Origin of the sequence: Endobacterium cereale (assembly GCF_009617585.1) — a bacterium.
Lineage (GTDB): Bacteria > Pseudomonadota > Alphaproteobacteria > Rhizobiales > Rhizobiaceae > Neorhizobium > Neorhizobium cereale.
In genome coordinates, this window is record NZ_WIXI01000047.1 from 19,135 (window position 1) to 36,030 (window position 16,896).

The window sequence follows — 16,896 nt, forward strand, 5'->3', positions numbered from 1 at the left end:
TCCTTGATGACGGTAACGGGCGCGGCCTTGTTTCAGCCGCGCACGCCGTCACGAAATGGCGCCGAGAATCTTGATCTCCAGCCCCTTGGCCAGTTCCACATGGGAAAGGACCGGAAGCGTTGCGAACAGTCGCTCGATGATCATGCGCACATAGGAGCGCGTTTCAGGGGATGTGACAAGAACGAATGGCAGACCGCGGTCCATGAATTCACGGATTGTTTGGCTCGCCTGTTCGGAAAACTCTTCCAGAGCACGCGGATCAATGTCGAACTCGACGACCTCGCCCTTGGCATCGCGCTTGAGCGCCTGATGGAAGATCATGTCCCACTTGCTGCCGAGACGAAGCACGCGCAGCACGCCATTATCGGCCAGATCACCGCAAAGCTGCTGCGACATGCGCACGCGGACATGCTCGACGATCTGCTCGGTCTTGCGGACATGCGGGGCGAGCTCGGCCACGGCTTCTAGGATGAGATGCAGGTTGCGGATCGAGACACGCTCGGCCAACAGAAGCTTGAGCACCGCCTGCAAGCCCGAATAGGACATGTGCGACGAACAAATCTCGTCGGCCAGCTTCTTGTATTCCGGGTCCATGCGATCGATGAGGATCTTCAGGTCCTTGTAGGACAGAAGCTGCGGCAGGTTGTTGCGGATCACTTCCGACATGTGGGTCAGAACGACCGAAACGTTGTCGATCGGGTGAAAACCTTCGCGCTTCAGATCTTCGGCGAAGTTTTCAAGGATCGCCACCGCCGGCATGCCGAAGGCGGGTTCGCGGATCTCGTCGCCCGGAATGGACGGCTTGCGGCCGGAACCGGTGACGACGATGACATCGCCGACGCGCAGCGTGTTGGACGCGATCGTCGTGCCGTGGATGCGGATCTGGTAGGACTTTTCCGGGATGGAGATATCGTCGGCAACCTTGATCTCGGGAACGACGAAACCGTATTGGGTGGCGAATTTCTTGCGCATCTTGCCGACACGGAAGGCCAGTTCCTGATGTGCACCGAGTAGACGGGTGGAAACCTGCTTGCCGAGCGCCAGTTCGATTTCCGCGGTCTTCAGCGCCGACTTGACCGAGTCGCGTTCGGCTTCCTTGGTCTGGACGACCTTCTTTTCCTCGGTCTCGCGCGCCAGCTTGTTTTCCGCTTCCAGCTGGCGCGGGATGTACCACGCACCAAAGCCCATGGCGCCACCAAGAGCCATGAACGGGAGCAACGGCAGACCCGGCACCAGCGCCAGCACCGCCATCAGACCCGCCGACATGGCAAGCGCGCGCGGATAACCACCGAGCTGTTCAGCCACAGCCTTATCGGTCGGGCCTGACGTGCCGCCACGCGACACGAGAAGACCGGCAGCCAGCGAAACGATCAGCGCCGGAATCTGCGAAACGATACCGTCACCGACCGACAGTTTGACGAAGACGTCGGCAGCCTCGGTGATTTCCATGCCGTGGCGGAAATAACCGATCAGGATGCCGCCGAAGATGTTGATGGCGGTGATGATCAAACCGGCGATCGCATCGCCGCGCACGAATTTCGAAGCACCGTCCATGGCGCCGAAGAACATGCTTTCTTCTTCGAGTTCCGAACGGCGGCGCTGTGCTTCCTTCTCGTCGATCGTACCGGCGGCAAGGTCGGCGTCGATAGACATCTGCTTGCCGGGAATACCGTCAAGGGTGAAGCGGGCGCCGACTTCCGCGATACGGGTGGCGCCCTTGGTGATGACGATGAAGTTGACCGTGACCAGGATCATGAAAACGATCAGACCGATCAGGAAGTCGCCGGACATGACGAGCGAGGCAAAACCGGCGATCACGCCGCCGGCGGCGTCATGCCCCTGGTGACCATGCGACAGGATCACACGCGTCGTCGCGATATTGAGCGACAGGCGCACCATGGTCGAGATCAGAAGAATGGTCGGGAAGGACGAGAAGTCCAGCGGCTTCTGGATCCACAGGGCCACCATCAGGATCAGCACCGAGAATGCGATCGAGAAAGCCAGACCAAGGTCGATCAGGAATGTCGGGATCGGCAGGAAAAGGATGCAGAGGATCGCGATGATACCCGTCGCGAAGCCAATATCACGGCCGCTCGGGGCTACCTTCGGAATGGACAGTGCAGGTGGTTGCGCCATGGGTCTTCCGTCTCTTCATGAGAAGGCGACGGGATACACAACCCCGCCAGTTCACCATGCGTAATAGAGACTGAAGCTTGCGCGAGGGTGGCCCGGCCCGCCGGAAGCTCGGTCAGAAACCGGATTGCACGCGGGAGAAGACGAGCTCGGCAAAAAGATAAACCTGACCACCGATGAAGGGCGCCGAAATGGCGATGGTCACGAGGATGGCGACGATCTTTGGAACGAACGTCAGCGTCATTTCCTGGATCTGGGTCAATGCCTGCAGGAAGGCGATGCCGACGCCGACGATCATGGCTGCCAGAACGGCAGGGCCGGAAGCAATCAGGACGGTCCTGATTGCCGCCTGCATGATCTCAAGGGCGTCGGCTTCATTCATTGGAGCTCTCCGGGGCCGCGAATCATCTGCGGCCTTATACGTCAGCTCGTTGTACTGCTCTCGTTCTTGTCCGTCGAGGCATCTTCATTCACCGGCAGGCCGGTTTCCGGATCCTTCACGACGGGGGTCGTGACTTCATCGGTTGTAGCCTTGATTTCCCTGTCGGAAATGACGACGCCTGCCTGCAGCAGAACCTTGTCACCCGCCTCCGTCACGGCAATCACGCCATCGGCGTAAACCTGGGCTTCCTTGACCTTGCCCATGGTCTTGTCGTCAGCACTCATGATGTACTTGCCGACGAGATCACCGGCCTTGGTCAGGGCCTCGGCCTGCAGCATGCTCTTCAGATGCTTGTTGGTCTGGATCGTCTGCTCGACCTGCGAGAACGATGCAAGCTGCGAAACCTGTTCCGACGCATCCATCGGATCCGTCGGGTCCTGGTTTTTCATCTGCGCGATCAGCAGCTGAAGAAAGCTGTCATAGTTCAGCGAGGCCTTGTTGGCATCACTGTTGGAGGCGCCGGCATTGGCCCAGGGGTTGGATGCCGTCGCCGTATCGACCTTGGGTGTGGTAACCGACGCGGTTGGATCTACCGCCATGGCGCGATTTCCTTGCGAATGGTCTCGACCATAGCCGGCGCGATCTCGTTGTTGTTGAGAATGCGGTCTTCGGTCGCGTAGAGGCTGCGGATGGCTTTCAGGGCATCAAAGGCGCGGCCGGAAGCGACCATGGCATCGATACGCTTCAGTTCCGCCAGGACATCGGCATCCTGGAAGCAGGTGAGCAGCATGGCGACCGACTTCTTGAACATCGCCATCGACTGATCCTTGCCCTCAGGGTTGATCAGGATCATCTGGGCGATGAAGTAAAGCTGACGCAGCGGCGTGGTAGCGTCCTGAGGCTGCAGAACGTGGTTTTCGAGAAGGAACGTGACGTCGTTCAGGAATTCCAGAGCAACCTTACGATCGACGCGCAGAACCGCACCATTGATGAAGATTCGTTCGCCGGACTTGAGCGAGATACGCAGAGTGCTTTTCATTTAATGCCATCCCTGATGATGGTGGTTACGTCGATAATGCCTTGGAAATTGTCGGACTGGCGCCGCCTGATCTTTTCGCATTCCTTCAAGATCCAGATTGCGATGGAAATCAGATTGGCACGCAGCTCGGTATTCAGCTCGTTCTCCGGCTGGCGAAGGTCCTCGATGAACCTGATCCAGACCCGCCGTGTGTAGAACAGCGCCTCGATCGTAGATCGAGAATACTCGTTGTCTGCACGAGCTGCCTGAAGGAGTTCGATCGAGCGATCGAGCGTCTGCCGTTCCCGCGCTTTGGCGTCGGCGACGTCATCCTTCATGATCTCGGCATATGAAAACTGGAACATTCATGTACCCTTTATTTTCAATTACTTACCTTTTGCATCAAAGGTAATTAACCAGGCTTAGCTGCTGTATTCTGGAGGTGAGTGTGTAGGACGCCTCAAGAAGGGACTGCAGCGCGCTGACGCGGGTTGATGCCTCGTAGACATCGACTCCCTGCAGCTCATTGATATGCGTCTCGATGATCGACTTCTGGTCAGCGAGCGAACCCGTTGCCTTGCTGACACGTTCCGTCGAAAGGCCGATGGTGGAGCGCTGGTCGTTGAGGCCGGAAATCGCTTTGCCGATTGCCGCCGTCGCGCTTTCCGTAACCGACACACGCGTCGCTTCCGGAATTTCGTTGGTCAGGAATTTGCTCGATACCACCGAGGCGAAGACGAAGCTGCGGAAACCCTGGCTGTTGGCATTGGTCGACGTGTCGACAACTTCGGTCGCGCTGATGCGCGTCGTGATGTTGGTGTCGCTCGACTGTGATGCGTAGGTCGACCAGAAAACGTCGTCATTGAACGTCGCTTCGAGACCGGTCAGGAAGTCGCTCATCTGTCCGGCACTCATCTGCGAGGCAGACGTCAGTCCCTGGGAGAGGAGATAGGTATCGAGTTCGGCATCCACGGCTGCCGCCATAGGCGACCCTTCTTCCGTGTAGGACAACATCGGCTTGACGTCGCTATTGGTGCCGGAAAAAAGATATTCGCCGCTCACCGACGTATTGGCGACATCCGTGAAGGAATTGAGCGCCGAGGTGATCGTCGAGCGCGCCACGTCGAGCGTGCTGGAACTGCTGCTCAGGCCAACCAGCGAATCCATAACGCCCTGGCTGATATCGGCGAGCTGAGAGAGCGCTTCCTCGGAAGAGGTCAGGCGCTGGGTCGCGATCGAATTGGTGGTCATCTGCGATTCGAGGCGCAGCATGTCGCGGGAAAGATCGAGGCTGCGCGAGGTCTGCGCGCCGAGTTCCACGCCGAGGTCGGCATAAACGCCGGTCGTCACCTCTTCATTGGCCTTGGCCAGATCGTTCTGCGCTCTTGCCATGGTTTGCAGGAGCGTCGTCTGTATGGAATGCGTGGAGCTAAAGGAGGTCTTCATGATCAACCCGCTGCGTTCATAAGCGCACTGATCATTTCATCGATCGTGCTGACAAGCTTCGTTGCTGCCTTGTAGGATTGCTCGATGTCGAGAAGCAGCGAGAGCTCTTCATCGAGGCTGACGCCCGTCTCGCTGGACAGGGCTTCAGCGGCGCGAGACTGCATTGCAGACTTGGTTTCGGTGGCCGCGGTCGAGGAGCTGCGCAGGGCTTCGAGCCAACCGGTCGAGTCCGATGCATAAGACATCAGGTCGATATCGGTGCCGCCGACGCCCGTGATCTCATCGAAGGTCTGCTTGGCCTGCATCATCTCCGAATAATGGTCGATCAGGGTCGAATAACCGCTGGCCGCCGTCGGGTTCCATTCATAAGCCGTGCCATTAATACCGCCGTCGCGCAGCAGAGTCGGCTTCTGCTTGACATCAGCGTTAACGGATATCGATGCAGCAAGCCCCACCTGTGCCACACCGGTATCGTTGACCGTGCTGTCGACGCCATTGGTGAAAAGGCCGGCCATGGCGGGCTGATCATCGTTCGGGCCGGTTTCGGCGAAGGAAACGATCAGGCCACGGGCGATTTCATCGAGCTGGCTCTGGAATGTCGGAGCTACCTCATCGCGAATCTGCAACAGGGCCTGCAGCGAACCGCTTGCATTTGTATCGCCACCAACACCCGCCTTGACCTCGACACCATCGATGCTGACGGCGTAGCCTTCGGTCGCAGCCGTATAGGTCTTGGTCGGCGTGAAGGAGACATTGCGCGGGATGGTTTCGAACAGGGTCGTGCCATCGGTTGTGTAGAGCGCCATGTCGTTGCCGGCACGAATGGTCGAGGAGACGCCGACGATTTCGGAAATCTGCTTGAGCAGCGTATCGCGCGTATCGAGTGCGTTATTGTCCTGCTTGCCGATGGCCTCGGCCTGTATGATGGCAGTGTTTGCCGTCTCAAACTGCGCGAGCAGGTTGTTGAGGTCGTCGACCTGCGTCTTGATCTGTGCATCCGTGCGGCCGCGGATGGCCTGAAGTTCGTTGGATGTCGTCTTCAGCGTGTTGACGACATCCTGGGCCGAGGACAGGGCCGTTGCCGCAAGCGTTGCTTCACTCGGCTTTGCTGCATAAGCACCGAGATTGTTGAGCAGCGTGGTCATCGCCTTGCTCATCGACAGTTCGTAATCATTGCCGCCGAGCAGGCTGCGGATCTCTTCGAGACCCGTCGCCAGCGTCGACTGACCGCTCGCCAGCGACGTGCTGGCGATTGTCTGCCGCAGGAGCGGCTGGTTCTGCTCGCGCGTTGTCGTTGCGACCAGCGCACCATTGCCATTGCTTACCAGGACCGCAGTACGCTTCGCATAGTTGGCGTTCTGGGTATTGGCGATGTTCGTCGACGTCACCGACGTTTGCGTGCCGGTGTTGTTGAAGATCTGCTGTGCAGTGGAAATCGCTGAACTAATCGACATCTATCTAACCTCTGCGGGGATCATCCCCGCGATTATCTCTTCAGGTTGACCAGGGTTTCGAGAAGTTCGGAACCGGTCTGGAAGACCTTGGAGTTTGCGGTGTAATTACGCTGCGATTCGATCATGCTGGTGAGCTCACCGGCGATATCGACATTGGAATCTTCCAGTGCCTTGGACAGGATCGAACCGTAACCGCTGTTGCCGGCGTAGCCCATGACGATGACGCCCGAGTCATTGCTCTGCGAATAGACGTTGCCTTCGCGCGGGGTCAGGTTGTTAGGGCTCTGCACGTTTGCCATCGCAATACGATAGGCCGGCATCGACTGGCCGTTCTTATAGAGAATGGACACGATACCGTCTTTGCTGATCTCGACCGTATCGACCGCGCTTGCCGCCCGACCGTCGATGTTGCCTTCGACCGAATAGGGTGAACCGAGCTGGGACATGTCGCTCAGATCGATGTCGAGGGGGCTCAGTTCGGCGCCAGCGATGGTCAGCCCGGCAGTCGAAATGGTGCCGCCTGCCGGTACGACCAGCTTGCCGGCCGCATCGAATTCCAGCGCGTAAGAACCGAGCGGGTGAACCGTGCCAGCATCATCCTTGTAGCTGACGGCGAGCGACCATTCGTTGTCGGCGGTCTTGGAAAAGGCTAGGTCGAGCAGGCGCGAATTGCCTTGGCTGTCATAGGCGACCAGCGACGAAGACTTGGTGTAGGTACCGGCCGTTTCGCCCGACGGCAGGTTGCCCGTGACAACGCCGGCCTTGGACGGCGTCGAGTTCATGCCACCGGCCTGGACGTTGACCTCTTCGAGACCGTCGAAACCGTTGATGACGATGGTCGGATCGGTCGTGGAGGAATAGGGATAACCCATCAGCGTGAAGCCGGCCGCGTTCGTCAGCGAACCGTCGGGCTGAACTTCGAAATTGCCGGCGCGGGTCAGGTAGTTCGAACCGTCGGCGCCGCCGACGATGAAGAAACCTTCGCCATTGATGGCAAGATCGGTCGCCGACGTCGTGTAGGTGAACGCGCCCTGGTCGCTGATCGAATAGCGAACCGTGGTGTTGACGCCGCCCGAATTGTACGAGCCGTTACCCGACGGCAGGATCATCGACGAGAATTGCGTCGAGGCCTTCTTGTAACCGACGGTGCTCGAGTTGGCGATGTTGTCGGCAACCGTGCTGAGCCGGTTCGCCTGCGCATTCATCCCGGACACACCCGTCCGCATTGTTCCGTAAAGGCTCATCTCAAATCCTCGTTTTGCCTATGCTGATGACCCTAGATGACGGGCCTTGCGTGAAGCTGTCTGTTTTGCCCTTTGACGACGGTTTCGATCGCCATCCGCTTACATTTCAAAAACGAAAAAGGCCGGCATCCATTTTCGGATACCGGCCCTTTTTTCAAAATAATTACAGACTGTTAGTTCCAGTCGATGCAGTAGCCCAGGAAGCGCTTGGAATCGACTGGATCGAAGCCAAGCTTCTTGCGCAGCTTCTTGCGCAGCTTGCTGATGTGGCTTTCCACGACGTTCTCTTCGACCTCTTCGTCGAAGATGCCGTAGATGGCGTTGAAGATCTGGGTCTTCGAAACGCGACGGCCACGGTTGGAAATTAGGTATTCCAGGATGCGACGCTCGCGACGCGGCAAGGCAAAAATTTCGCCGTTGATTTCCGGGTCACGACCATCGGAGAAGACGCGGATCGCGCCGACATCCGTATGGGTGGACAATGCCTTCAGACGACGACGGATCGCCGCTGCGCGAGCCAAAATCTCGCGGGGATGGACAGGTTTGCGCACCACATCGTCGACGCCGCTGTCGAACAATGCCAGTGTTGCTTCCAGCGAATGCTGGTCGCTGACCGCGATCACCGGAGCCTGCGAACGGTCGCGGATTGCCCGCGGCAGTTCGAGCGACCGCTCGCTCTGTCCAATCAAAAATGCTTCCACCGCCGCAATGTCGGTATCCGCCGCCGTGTTGACCCACTCACCGAACTCGCTGGGATCAAACCCGGTAGAGGGCACACCCTCACGACCAAACAGGGATGTGTATCCCTCTTTCACCAATTCACGTTCATCAACCACTACGATCATTCAGCCGCCTCCGAATCACTTGTGGTACCTCGATGGCCAATGGATACGAATCGCGGGAATCCCGAACAACTGGGTAAAATTAACCATGGATTTTAATAGTTGATTAAGATTGGCCTCGCGATTTGCACTAGATGTAGTGGGTCCGTCAAAAACCCCTACAACTTTTCAGTGGAAAAAGTTAACGATGCCTAAATTTAGCCTTGTGAGAGGTACAGAGGCCAAAACGTGAACATCGCCACCATCCGCCCAAAACGCCCAACGGTCAATCAACCAAAAATAGTCATCCACGGCAAAAATTGGAGGCGTTTCCGGTCCAGGTGCCATAGCCTGTTGCAACCAGATTGGAGATGACACGGCAGACATAACGTTTCTGGGCGGGGTCGTTATTGGGTCCGGCGTGGTATCTTGCTACCGCCATGGTCCATGTCTCGTGACGACCGTGAAGGTTGCTGAGGAACTTTGCGGCATACTCCACGTTGAGGCGCGGATCGAACATCTGCTCTGCCGATGCGAAATTCTCACCGTGAAAATGGTGGTTGATCTGCATGCAGCCGATATCGATCAGCTTCTTTCCCTCGCTGCGCGCCTCGTGAAACTTGCGCATCGCATCCTCTCGGCTGGGCGGAAAAAACGCCTTCCCCTCGATATTCATGGCGTAGGGATAAAGGCTTCCCTTGCGTCCGGTTTCCGTCAGCCCGACCGAATAGAGGATACCCTCCGGTATGCCGTATTTGGCGGCAGCGGCCTGGATCTGCGCCTCGCAGATACCCGCACCACTGGCAGGCGGGGCGGCCGCGCTGACATTCGGGCGGGTGGCTGAAGGCGGCTGGATGGCGGCCGGCACCGGGGCAACGGACTGCACCGCCGGGGCTGGTGTGGAGAACAGCCCGGCGGCGTCTGCTGCGTCAGAGATAGAGCTGATCAGGGCGAGCGTTGCCAGCAGCGACAGTGTCGGATACCGGTTCATTCGTGCCTCTTGCGTTATCCTCTGCCACGGAGCGGGCATTGTTCTGGCCCTGCTCGCGACCGGCATTGTTGCCCTGACGTCCCTCATTAGCGGCGGCCTGCTGCTGGGCAGACTGACCCGATTGCTGGCCCTGCTGCTGGCTGGACGTATCCGACTGGGTGGTCGAGGCGACGCTGATGGTCACCTGATCGACGGCAAAGCCCTGCGAGCGCAAAGCCTCGATCATGCCGGAACTGTCGTCGCTAAGCTGGCGGTAAGCAGCGTGATTTTCGACCGTCAGGTGGACGTTGAGCGTTTCGCCGGTGAGGCGCAGCGTCGCCGTCACCGAGCCGAGGTCATGCGGGTTGAGCTGCAGCTTGAGCGTATTGACGACATTGCCGGTGCTGGATGCCATCGGATCGCCCAGCGATGCGCCCGACGTCATCGCGGCAGCCCAGGTCTTGTCGTCCGACATGGCCGCGGTCAGGGCAGTGCCATTGGCGCTCTGGCCGAAACCGAGGAAACGGCGCGAATCGAGCACGGTAACGCTTTCGGCGGCACCGTTGCCGCCAGCCTTGGCCTCGAAACCGACCTTGCCCTGTTCATCGGTACCGATCGTCATATCGAGGCTCTGGCCACGGCCGGAAGAAAGCCGGAAGGTGCGCTCGTCGACAAGGGCGGAATCGCTATCGGCCGACATGTCGAGTGCGTCGGATTTCCTGGCGGCAGCAGATGCCTGCGTGGCGCGGCCTTCCGTGGCAGAGCCGACGGTCTTGTCACCACGGGTCTCGCTGCGCTCACGCACCTGCCCGGTCTGTTTCGGCGTCGCGTTCGCGACCGTTTCCACGGCTGCGCCGCCGGTTAGCAGAGAAAGCACCTCGCTCAGCCCGGTTTCCTTAGGGGCGGGCACCGCTTCATCGGCATTCGCCACCTTCTTGTCGGCTTTCGCGTCTGCGTCTTCGCTCTTGCTCGCCTTGTCGGACTTCGATGCCTTGGAGCCGGTCAACACATCGTTTCCGGCCTTTGCGTCGACAAGCACCTGCGCGGCATCCTCGACCACAATCGGCTTTGCCGTGGCCGTGGCCTTGGTGTCAGCCAGAACATCCTTGACGGATGTGGAGGAGCGGCCCACCTCTTCTGCCTTACCGAACAGGACGCGCGCGGTCAGATCCAGCGCGGAGCGGCCCTTGGAAGACGGCGCGTCCTCGACAGTCTCGGAACCGGTCTGTGTGACGTCAGATTCGCCCTTGGAAGTAGTGTCATCCTGCTTGCGGGAGCCATTGCCGGCGCTGGAGAGCGCATCGGAAAATCCGCTCTTTTCACCGTCATTGCCCTGTTTTCCGGCAGATCCCCTCACCGCACCGGTCGCATCAGATGCGCCAGTCCTCGCCGTTACCTCAGCATTGATCATTGCAACGTACCTTCTTCCTTCAGCAGATCATCGATCGCATTCAGTGTCGAACGGCCCCTATCGACATAGGTCTGGAAGTCAGCATCGTACTTCGTCGCACTGCCATCCGCGGTTTCACCGGGGGCAGAGCCTGATCCGCTCACATCATTGGCGGACGACGCGGCTTGAGAAGCCACATCTGGTGTTGTCGCCATATTGGCGACCGTGTCTTGTCCGAGGCTTTCGGCATTCGGTATTTCAGGACCGGAACCAGCAGCAACAGGAGGACGCACCACGGCGTCGGCGATCGCCTTTGCTGCGGCACGCAATGCCTGGTCTTCCGGCGACAGATTGGCCTCCGGCAGATCGGTGATCGCCTTCATCGCATCGGTCACCTTGTCGCTTGGAATGTCGGCCATGCCGCCATAGAGGCGCGCCAGTTGTTCGGCGTTGCGATCATCGGCACCGCCCTTGATGCCGGTCGCCTGCTCAGAGGCGTAACGCGCCAAATCGTTCTTGCCGGAGATTGCCGCCTGGCGGGCAATGCGCAGATAGACCTCACGCTGGCGATCGGCATCCATGAAGGCGATCGTGCCTTCCACATCCGGCGCCGTGATTTCCTTGCCGTAATGGCGCACCACCAGAACCACGAAAAGATCCGCAAACTGGCTGGCATAGGGAGAATGAACATATCGGCGCGCATATTTGCGCGCATAGGCAAGCCCCTTGTCGACGAGGTCGGCCTCCACGGCAATCGACACGGAACGGCGAAGCGCCGCCTCCTCGACGATCGTTCCGGGCGCCGTCAGGCGTGCCCAGTCATAAAGGTCCAGCGCTTCGAGCGGCGTATTGGTGACGGCGACATTTCCAGCCACCAGCGCCAGATAGGGGCCGATGCGCTCATTCCTGTATTCCGGCACCATGGCCTTCAGCGTATTGGCAACAAGCGTGCCCTGCCCGTTCAGATATTTGCGCAGGACATCGGACACGCGGTTGTCAAAATTTCCGGCAACATCACGTGACACGAGATATTCAAGCGTCGCCGGATTGCCGCCGCTCATCGCATAGATCAAGGCCGCATCGACATTGCGTGGGTCGGAATAGACGGAGGCATCGACGGAACGCAGCCGTTTGTCGATCGCGCCAATCATGTAACGCTGCATCTCGCCGGCGGAATGATCGCCGGTGACGACCGTGTCCTGAACGAACTGAAGCGACCGCAGCATCTGATAAGGGGCAAGGTTCTCGCCGTCCTGCTGCGCGGAAGCGCTCTGCAGCGAAAGGGCTGCAAAGGCCACGGAAGCCAGGCATGAAAGACGATGCGGAAGGCGCGCCATGATTATCCCTTACCCGCCTCGAGCAGGATTTCGATACGACGGTTGGCATCCGCGAACGGATCATCCGGCATCTGCAGGCGACGATCGGCAAAACCGGAGATCTGTTTGACACGATCTTCGCCAAGGCCACCCTTGACCAGCATGAAATAGGCACTGTGCGCGCGGGCGGAGGAAAGTCGCCAGTTGTCGTTGCCTTCCGTGGTGAACGGACGACCGTCAGTGTGACCGCGAATGACCACGTCTCCCTGACGTTCCTTGAGGATCTCACCGATCTTTTCCATGGCCAGCACCATTTCGCGACGCGGCACGGCAGACGACAGATTGAACATCGGCGTATTGCTCTGATCGGATATCGTGATCAGCATGCCGCCTTCGGAAGGCGTGACTTCGAGACCTTCGGCAAGACGACCGGAAATACCTGCGATCTGCTTTTCAATGGCTTCGCGCAGTTCTTCGGCCTCTTTCTGTTGTTCGGCCGCCTCCTCGGCTTGAGCTGCATCGGGGCGCGGTTGCGGCACGGCGGTCGCCACCTGGGCCTTGCCCGGAACCGGCGGCTGATCCTTCGTCTGCGCCTGAGCGGCCGTCTGCGGCGTTGCCGGCAACATTTCGGCGGGCTTCGACGGATCAACAGGCTCAGCCGCAGCCACCTGCTGTTGCGTCTCGGCGGCCTTTTCGGCATCCGTTTTTTCAGCGGCCTCGGTCTTGGTTTCCTGGCCTTCGGCGCGGATCACCTGAATCTGCTTCGTCCAGAAATCCGGGTCGAAAGGGTCGCGATAGGCTTCGCCGCCATCGGCGCCGGTCGCGGGGCCCGAGTTCGATGCACCGCCCTCGCCCTTGGCGCTGACATTGGCCTGCTGGCCAACTTCCTGGGCAATCTCAGCCAGAACTGAATATGGGTTCTCGAAGAAATCGGCTTCCGAGTAATTCTGCTCTTCACCGGCACTCGACGTCAGATCGTCGCCGGTGGCAGCTGCGGAACCCACGGTCTGGCCTTCATCAGCCTTGACCTGCGAACGATCCTTCTTTTCCTGGCCCTCAGACGTATCGACGGGCTTTTCCAGCCCCTTCTTGGCCGGCGTCTCGTCCGACAGCTTGATCGGATTGAAATAGCTGGCGACCGATGCCTTGGTTTCCTCGTTGGCGGCATTGACGAGCCACATGACCAGGAAAAACGCCATCATTGCCGTCATGAAGTCCGCATAGGCGATCTTCCAGGCACCGCCATGGTGGCCTTCGTGACCGCCACCGTGCTTTTTGACGACGATGATTTCGTTCTTGCCGTGATGATGATTATCGCTCATCCGAGCACCTTTCTCAGGCTAGCGGCCCAGGCCGAAAGGCGGGTCACCAGCACGCTGCCGTCGATATCGACCGAAAGATCGAGATCATCGGCAGCGACATGACGCAGGACCGGCGCCTCGGAACCGAGCGCCGTCTTCAGTTTTTCAAACATTTCGCCCGGACCCGACACAATGATCGTGCCGATATCGCCGTCGAACATGGCCTTGCGGATGATATCGGCGAGTTCATCGACGGCCTTGTTGGCAAGCGATTCCTCGAGGAACGGCACGATTGCGGCAGCTGTCTGTTCTCCGATCACGCCGGCAAGCCTGCCGGCGATCGTGTTCAGACCTGCTTCGATCTTCTGTGCCGCCTGTGTTTCATAACGTTCACGAAGCGCATCGAGTTCGGCCGCATGGGCTGTTTCCAGCGCCTGCTTCTCGTCTGCCCATTTCTGCTCACATTCGGCACGTGCGGCATCAAAGCCCTCGGCATGCGCTTCGGCACGTTCCGCCGCCACATCGACCACGATTTCTTCCGGGGCGGCAGAAAATTCAAAATCATCGGACATGCCGCCGATATCGAATTCGGGTGTGAATATGGCAGGGGCCGGCTGCGGCTCACCGAAATCCTTGAGGTAACGGGCGATCGACGCGCTCATGCGTGCACTCCGTGAACTGTGCCCTGATATCCGGTCGATCCGCATGCGCATGCGGGAAAGGACCGGGAATTCGCCACTGCAATCATTGCGCCGTCCCGATTAAGAGGGGATTACCGCGACACGGCAAGCGCGCCTCGTGCGGATAACTTTTGCGGCAACCTAGGCAGTCAAACTTGTGCGAAAATGAAGGTGCTGGACCGCGACAGGGCAAATGCGCGGTCCAGCGTCGCCGTTGCCGATGACCGGGGCTCGGCGAAGTAAACGAAACCAGAAGGGAGGCCGGCCGCCTCCCCTGCCGAACCTTACTGCTGGAACAGCGTAAGGATGTTCTGGGCGTTGGTGTTGGCGATCGACAGCGCCTGGATACCGAGCTGCTGCTGGGTCTGCAGAGCCTTCAGACGGGTCGATTCCTCGTCCATGTCGGCATCCACCAGACGACCTACGCCCTTGTCGATCACGTCCATCAGGGTCGAGACGAAGGTCGTCTGCAGGTCGATACGGCTGCTGACAGCACCGAGGTTGGCGGCCGAGTCGGTCAACTGCTGCAGCATGCCCTCGACTGCGTTCAACATGCCGTCGATGTCGTCGTTGCTGGTCGTCTCGTCGAGCGAGACTTCCGTGCCGGTGGCCGCGACGGTGGAGTCCGCGTTGATCAGGAAATAGGTGCCGGTCACATTGCCGTCGGCATCCTGGATTTCCCAGTCCTTGGTGAGGATGCCGCGACCGGCATCGCCGGTGTCAATCATCACCGATAGTGAGGCATCGTAATTGAGTGTGGTCAGCGATACCGAACCATCCGTGGACCGGTTGAAGGAGGCGACGATCTCTTTCGACGGCATGACGTCGGCGGCGGTGTTGTAGAGCCAGTTCTCGCCAGAAAACGAAGCGGATTCAGCAATCGAGGACAGCTGGTTCTTCAGCTCGGAAAGTTCCTTGTCGATCTTGGTCTTGTCGACACCCGGCTCGCGTGCGGCAGTGATCTTGGCCTTGATTTCGGTGACGACATCGATGGCGGATTCAAGGCCGGTATAGGCCGTATCCGTCTTGGCAGCACCAAGGCCGAGCGCATCTTCGACGGTGGAGAGTGCCGAATTGTCGGAGCGCATGGTGGTGGCGATCGACCAGTATGCGGCATTGTCGGCCGCGGTTTCGACGCGATAACCGGAAGAGATGCGTGCCTGCGTGGTTTCCATGTTCGAATTGATGGAACGCAGTGTCTGCAGCGCCGCCATGGCGCCGGTATTGGTAAGAATGCTGGTCATCTGGAAAAATGCCCCTGGAGGAAAACGGGACAGACCGGAGCTTTGCCGGTAACGCGCGGATGCTTCATGCCGCTGGTCAGACGTTTGCCCTGTTGACCAACCCGTGCGCTCTTAATCTACGGTTAACGCTGATATGGTTAACGAGACCTTAATGCAATACGGATTTTTAACCGAGGTTAAGCGGCAGTTAAGCCTCGCGCCAGTTTCGCAGCCAACGGCCAGGGTGGCAAAACGCAAAAAGGGCCGCGCTCGAGGCGTGGCCCTTTTTTTTCGGAATCTTGATACTATTAGCCCTGGAAGAGCGACAGAACGCTCTGCGAGGACGTATTGGCGATCGACAGCGACTGGATACCGAGCTGCTGCTGTGTCTGCAGAGCCTTGAGGCGGGTCGATTCTTCGTTCATGTCGGCGTCCACGAGACGGCCAACGCCCTTTTCGATCGAGTCGCTGAGGTCCTTGACGAAGTCCTGCTGCAGCGTCACGCGGCTGTTAAGGGCGCCGAGATCCGAAGCTGCGTCCGTCATCTTCTGAAGCACGAAGTCAACGCCGCTGATGGCAGCAGAAACTTCATCGACTGTCGTCATGCTGGAAACGTCCAGAGTCAGGATCGAATAGTCCAGCGCGGTCGGCGTTGCAGTGCCGTCGTCAGCGATATCGTTGTAGCCCATCTTTGCAGACAGCCAGGATACGTCGTTGGTTGCGCCATCAGCAGCGTCGATCTGCTGATCGGTATAATCGCCAGCGGTCTTGCTGATCAGCGAGCTCTTCTGGGTGTTGAATTTATTGTTATCGTCGTGGTAAACCCAGTTTTCGCCCGAGAACGAAGCCGATTTGGCAACAGAAACCAGCTGGCTCTGCAACTCGGTGATTTCCTTCTGGATCTTCGACTTGTCAACGCCCGGCTCGGAAGCGGCAACCAGCTTGGCCTTGATTTCGTCGATGACCGAGATCGAGGATTCCATGGCGGTGGATGTAACGTCGGTCTTGGCAGCGCCGAGGCCGAGTGCGTCTTCAACAGCGCCCAGCGACTTGTTGTCGGAACGCATGGTGGTGGCGATCGACCAGTAAGCAGCGTTGTCCGAAGCGGTCTCAACCTTGTAGCCCGAGGAAACGCGACCCTGGGTCGTTTCCATGTCGGCGCTGACCGAACGCAGGGTAGACAGTGCTGCCATTGCGGCGGTGTTGGTAATAATGCTCGTCATTTAACGGACCCTTGTAGACGGGAGAAAGGAGGGGATATTCCGGCCTTTTCCGGTAAGCAGTGGCCAGCGTCATGCCTGTCAACCGTGTTCAAGACTTGGTCAACCCATTGCTTTGATGAGCTGATTAAACACTGACATAGTTAATGAAGACTAAAACCCCGTAAGGAAAACCACTAAAAATAAACCATGATGCGCGAAGCGGCACACCGCATTTGAAGGACTGCAAAAACTTCGGGTGAAATATCCGGCCATAAAGACCAACAGCCGTACCGGCTCAAACGGGAAACGCAAAAAG

At 58.8% G+C, this 16,896-nt stretch carries 16 protein-coding genes; all 16 read right to left on the bottom strand.

From position 1 onward, the window contains the following. Positions 1-48: 48 nt before the first annotated feature. A complete protein-coding gene (flhA, locus tag GAO09_RS18735) occupies positions 49-2,136 on the bottom strand; it encodes a flagellar biosynthesis protein FlhA (protein WP_153355830.1) in 2,088 nt (695 codons plus the stop codon). 112 nt (positions 2,137-2,248) lie between these two features. Then, the gene (gene fliQ / locus GAO09_RS18740; protein WP_153355832.1) at positions 2,249-2,515 is read right to left on the bottom strand and encodes a flagellar biosynthesis protein FliQ; all 267 of its coding nucleotides are present in this window, start codon (positions 2,513-2,515) and stop codon (positions 2,249-2,251) included. Between the two features lie 41 nt (positions 2,516-2,556). Further along, positions 2,557-3,114, bottom strand: a complete 558-nt coding sequence (flgD, locus tag GAO09_RS18745; RefSeq protein ID WP_153355835.1) for a flagellar hook assembly protein FlgD — start codon at positions 3,112-3,114, stop codon at positions 2,557-2,559. Next, the gene (flbT, locus tag GAO09_RS18750; protein WP_153355838.1) at positions 3,105-3,554 is read right to left on the bottom strand and encodes a flagellar biosynthesis repressor FlbT; all 450 of its coding nucleotides are present in this window, start codon (positions 3,552-3,554) and stop codon (positions 3,105-3,107) included. Before flbT ends, flgD begins: the two co-directional genes overlap by 10 nt. Further along, positions 3,551-3,898, bottom strand: a complete 348-nt coding sequence (gene flaF / locus GAO09_RS18755) for a flagellar biosynthesis regulator FlaF (RefSeq protein ID WP_153355841.1) — start codon at positions 3,896-3,898, stop codon at positions 3,551-3,553. Before flaF ends, flbT begins: the two co-directional genes overlap by 4 nt. A gap of 37 nt (positions 3,899-3,935) precedes the next feature. After that, positions 3,936-4,979 (bottom strand): flagellar hook-associated family protein, encoded by a 1,044-nt coding sequence (locus GAO09_RS18760; RefSeq protein WP_153355844.1) that lies wholly within the window; start codon positions 4,977-4,979, stop codon positions 3,936-3,938. A 2-nt stretch (positions 4,980-4,981) separates the two neighbouring features. Continuing rightward, the gene (gene flgK / locus GAO09_RS18765) at positions 4,982-6,433 is read right to left on the bottom strand and encodes a flagellar hook-associated protein FlgK (protein WP_153355847.1); all 1,452 of its coding nucleotides are present in this window, start codon (positions 6,431-6,433) and stop codon (positions 4,982-4,984) included. Between the two features lie 32 nt (positions 6,434-6,465). After that, complete coding sequence (locus GAO09_RS18770; RefSeq protein ID WP_153355850.1) at positions 6,466-7,677, bottom strand: flagellar hook protein FlgE; 1,212 nt, start codon at positions 7,675-7,677, stop codon at positions 6,466-6,468. 173 nt (positions 7,678-7,850) lie between these two features. Then, positions 7,851-8,522: a response regulator transcription factor gene (locus tag GAO09_RS18775; protein WP_153355853.1), complete on the bottom strand. Its 672-nt coding sequence runs from the start codon at positions 8,520-8,522 to the stop codon at positions 7,851-7,853. Positions 8,523-8,802: 280 nt separating this feature from the next. Next, positions 8,803-9,489, bottom strand: coding sequence for a transglycosylase SLT domain-containing protein (locus tag GAO09_RS18780; protein WP_235938294.1), 687 nt, complete (start codon positions 9,487-9,489; stop codon positions 8,803-8,805). Beyond that, positions 9,428-10,879, bottom strand: a complete 1,452-nt coding sequence (locus GAO09_RS18785) for a flagellar hook-length control protein FliK (RefSeq protein ID WP_153355856.1) — start codon at positions 10,877-10,879, stop codon at positions 9,428-9,430. The genes GAO09_RS18780 and GAO09_RS18785 overlap by 62 nt, the downstream gene beginning before the upstream one ends. After that, the gene (motC, locus tag GAO09_RS18790) at positions 10,876-12,195 is read right to left on the bottom strand and encodes a chemotaxis protein MotC (protein ID WP_153355859.1); all 1,320 of its coding nucleotides are present in this window, start codon (positions 12,193-12,195) and stop codon (positions 10,876-10,878) included. Before motC ends, GAO09_RS18785 begins: the two co-directional genes overlap by 4 nt. Before the next feature lie 2 nt (positions 12,196-12,197). After that, positions 12,198-13,496 carry a MotB family protein gene (locus tag GAO09_RS18795; RefSeq protein WP_153355862.1) on the bottom strand — a complete coding sequence of 433 codons (1,299 nt, stop codon included), beginning with the start codon at positions 13,494-13,496 and terminating at the stop codon, positions 12,198-12,200. Continuing rightward, positions 13,493-14,137, bottom strand: a complete 645-nt coding sequence (locus GAO09_RS18800) for a hypothetical protein (protein WP_153355865.1) — start codon at positions 14,135-14,137, stop codon at positions 13,493-13,495. Before GAO09_RS18800 ends, GAO09_RS18795 begins: the two co-directional genes overlap by 4 nt. 302 nt (positions 14,138-14,439) lie before the next feature. Further along, positions 14,440-15,399: a flagellin N-terminal helical domain-containing protein gene (locus GAO09_RS18805; RefSeq protein WP_153355868.1), complete on the bottom strand. Its 960-nt coding sequence runs from the start codon at positions 15,397-15,399 to the stop codon at positions 14,440-14,442. Between the two features lie 287 nt (positions 15,400-15,686). Then, positions 15,687-16,601 carry a flagellin N-terminal helical domain-containing protein gene (locus tag GAO09_RS18810; RefSeq protein ID WP_153355871.1) on the bottom strand — a complete coding sequence of 305 codons (915 nt, stop codon included), beginning with the start codon at positions 16,599-16,601 and terminating at the stop codon, positions 15,687-15,689. Positions 16,602-16,896 lie beyond the last annotated feature (295 nt).

Coding starts and splice junctions, on each gene's coding strand:
- GAO09_RS18760 (WP_153355844.1), bottom strand. CDS start 4,979: ATGAAGACCTCCTTTAGCTCCACGCATTCCATACAGACGACGCTCCTG.
- GAO09_RS18810 (WP_153355871.1), bottom strand. CDS start 16,601: ATGACGAGCATTATTACCAACACCGCCGCAATGGCAGCACTGTCTACC.
- flhA (WP_153355830.1), bottom strand. CDS start 2,136: ATGGCGCAACCACCTGCACTGTCCATTCCGAAGGTAGCCCCGAGCGGC.
- flaF (WP_153355841.1), bottom strand. CDS start 3,898: ATGTTCCAGTTTTCATATGCCGAGATCATGAAGGATGACGTCGCCGAC.
- flgD (WP_153355835.1), bottom strand. CDS start 3,114: ATGGCGGTAGATCCAACCGCGTCGGTTACCACACCCAAGGTCGATACG.
- GAO09_RS18775 (WP_153355853.1), bottom strand. CDS start 8,522: ATGATCGTAGTGGTTGATGAACGTGAATTGGTGAAAGAGGGATACACA.
- GAO09_RS18785 (WP_153355856.1), bottom strand. CDS start 10,879: ATGATCAATGCTGAGGTAACGGCGAGGACTGGCGCATCTGATGCGACC.
- flbT (WP_153355838.1), bottom strand. CDS start 3,554: ATGAAAAGCACTCTGCGTATCTCGCTCAAGTCCGGCGAACGAATCTTC.
- GAO09_RS18770 (WP_153355850.1), bottom strand. CDS start 7,677: ATGAGCCTTTACGGAACAATGCGGACGGGTGTGTCCGGGATGAATGCG.
- fliQ (WP_153355832.1), bottom strand. CDS start 2,515: ATGAATGAAGCCGACGCCCTTGAGATCATGCAGGCGGCAATCAGGACC.
- GAO09_RS18780 (WP_235938294.1), bottom strand. CDS start 9,489: ATGAACCGGTATCCGACACTGTCGCTGCTGGCAACGCTCGCCCTGATC.
- GAO09_RS18800 (WP_153355865.1), bottom strand. CDS start 14,137: ATGAGCGCGTCGATCGCCCGTTACCTCAAGGATTTCGGTGAGCCGCAG.
- GAO09_RS18795 (WP_153355862.1), bottom strand. CDS start 13,496: ATGAGCGATAATCATCATCACGGCAAGAACGAAATCATCGTCGTCAAA.
- flgK (WP_153355847.1), bottom strand. CDS start 6,433: ATGTCGATTAGTTCAGCGATTTCCACTGCACAGCAGATCTTCAACAAC.
- GAO09_RS18805 (WP_153355868.1), bottom strand. CDS start 15,399: ATGACCAGCATTCTTACCAATACCGGCGCCATGGCGGCGCTGCAGACA.
- motC (WP_153355859.1), bottom strand. CDS start 12,195: ATGGCGCGCCTTCCGCATCGTCTTTCATGCCTGGCTTCCGTGGCCTTT.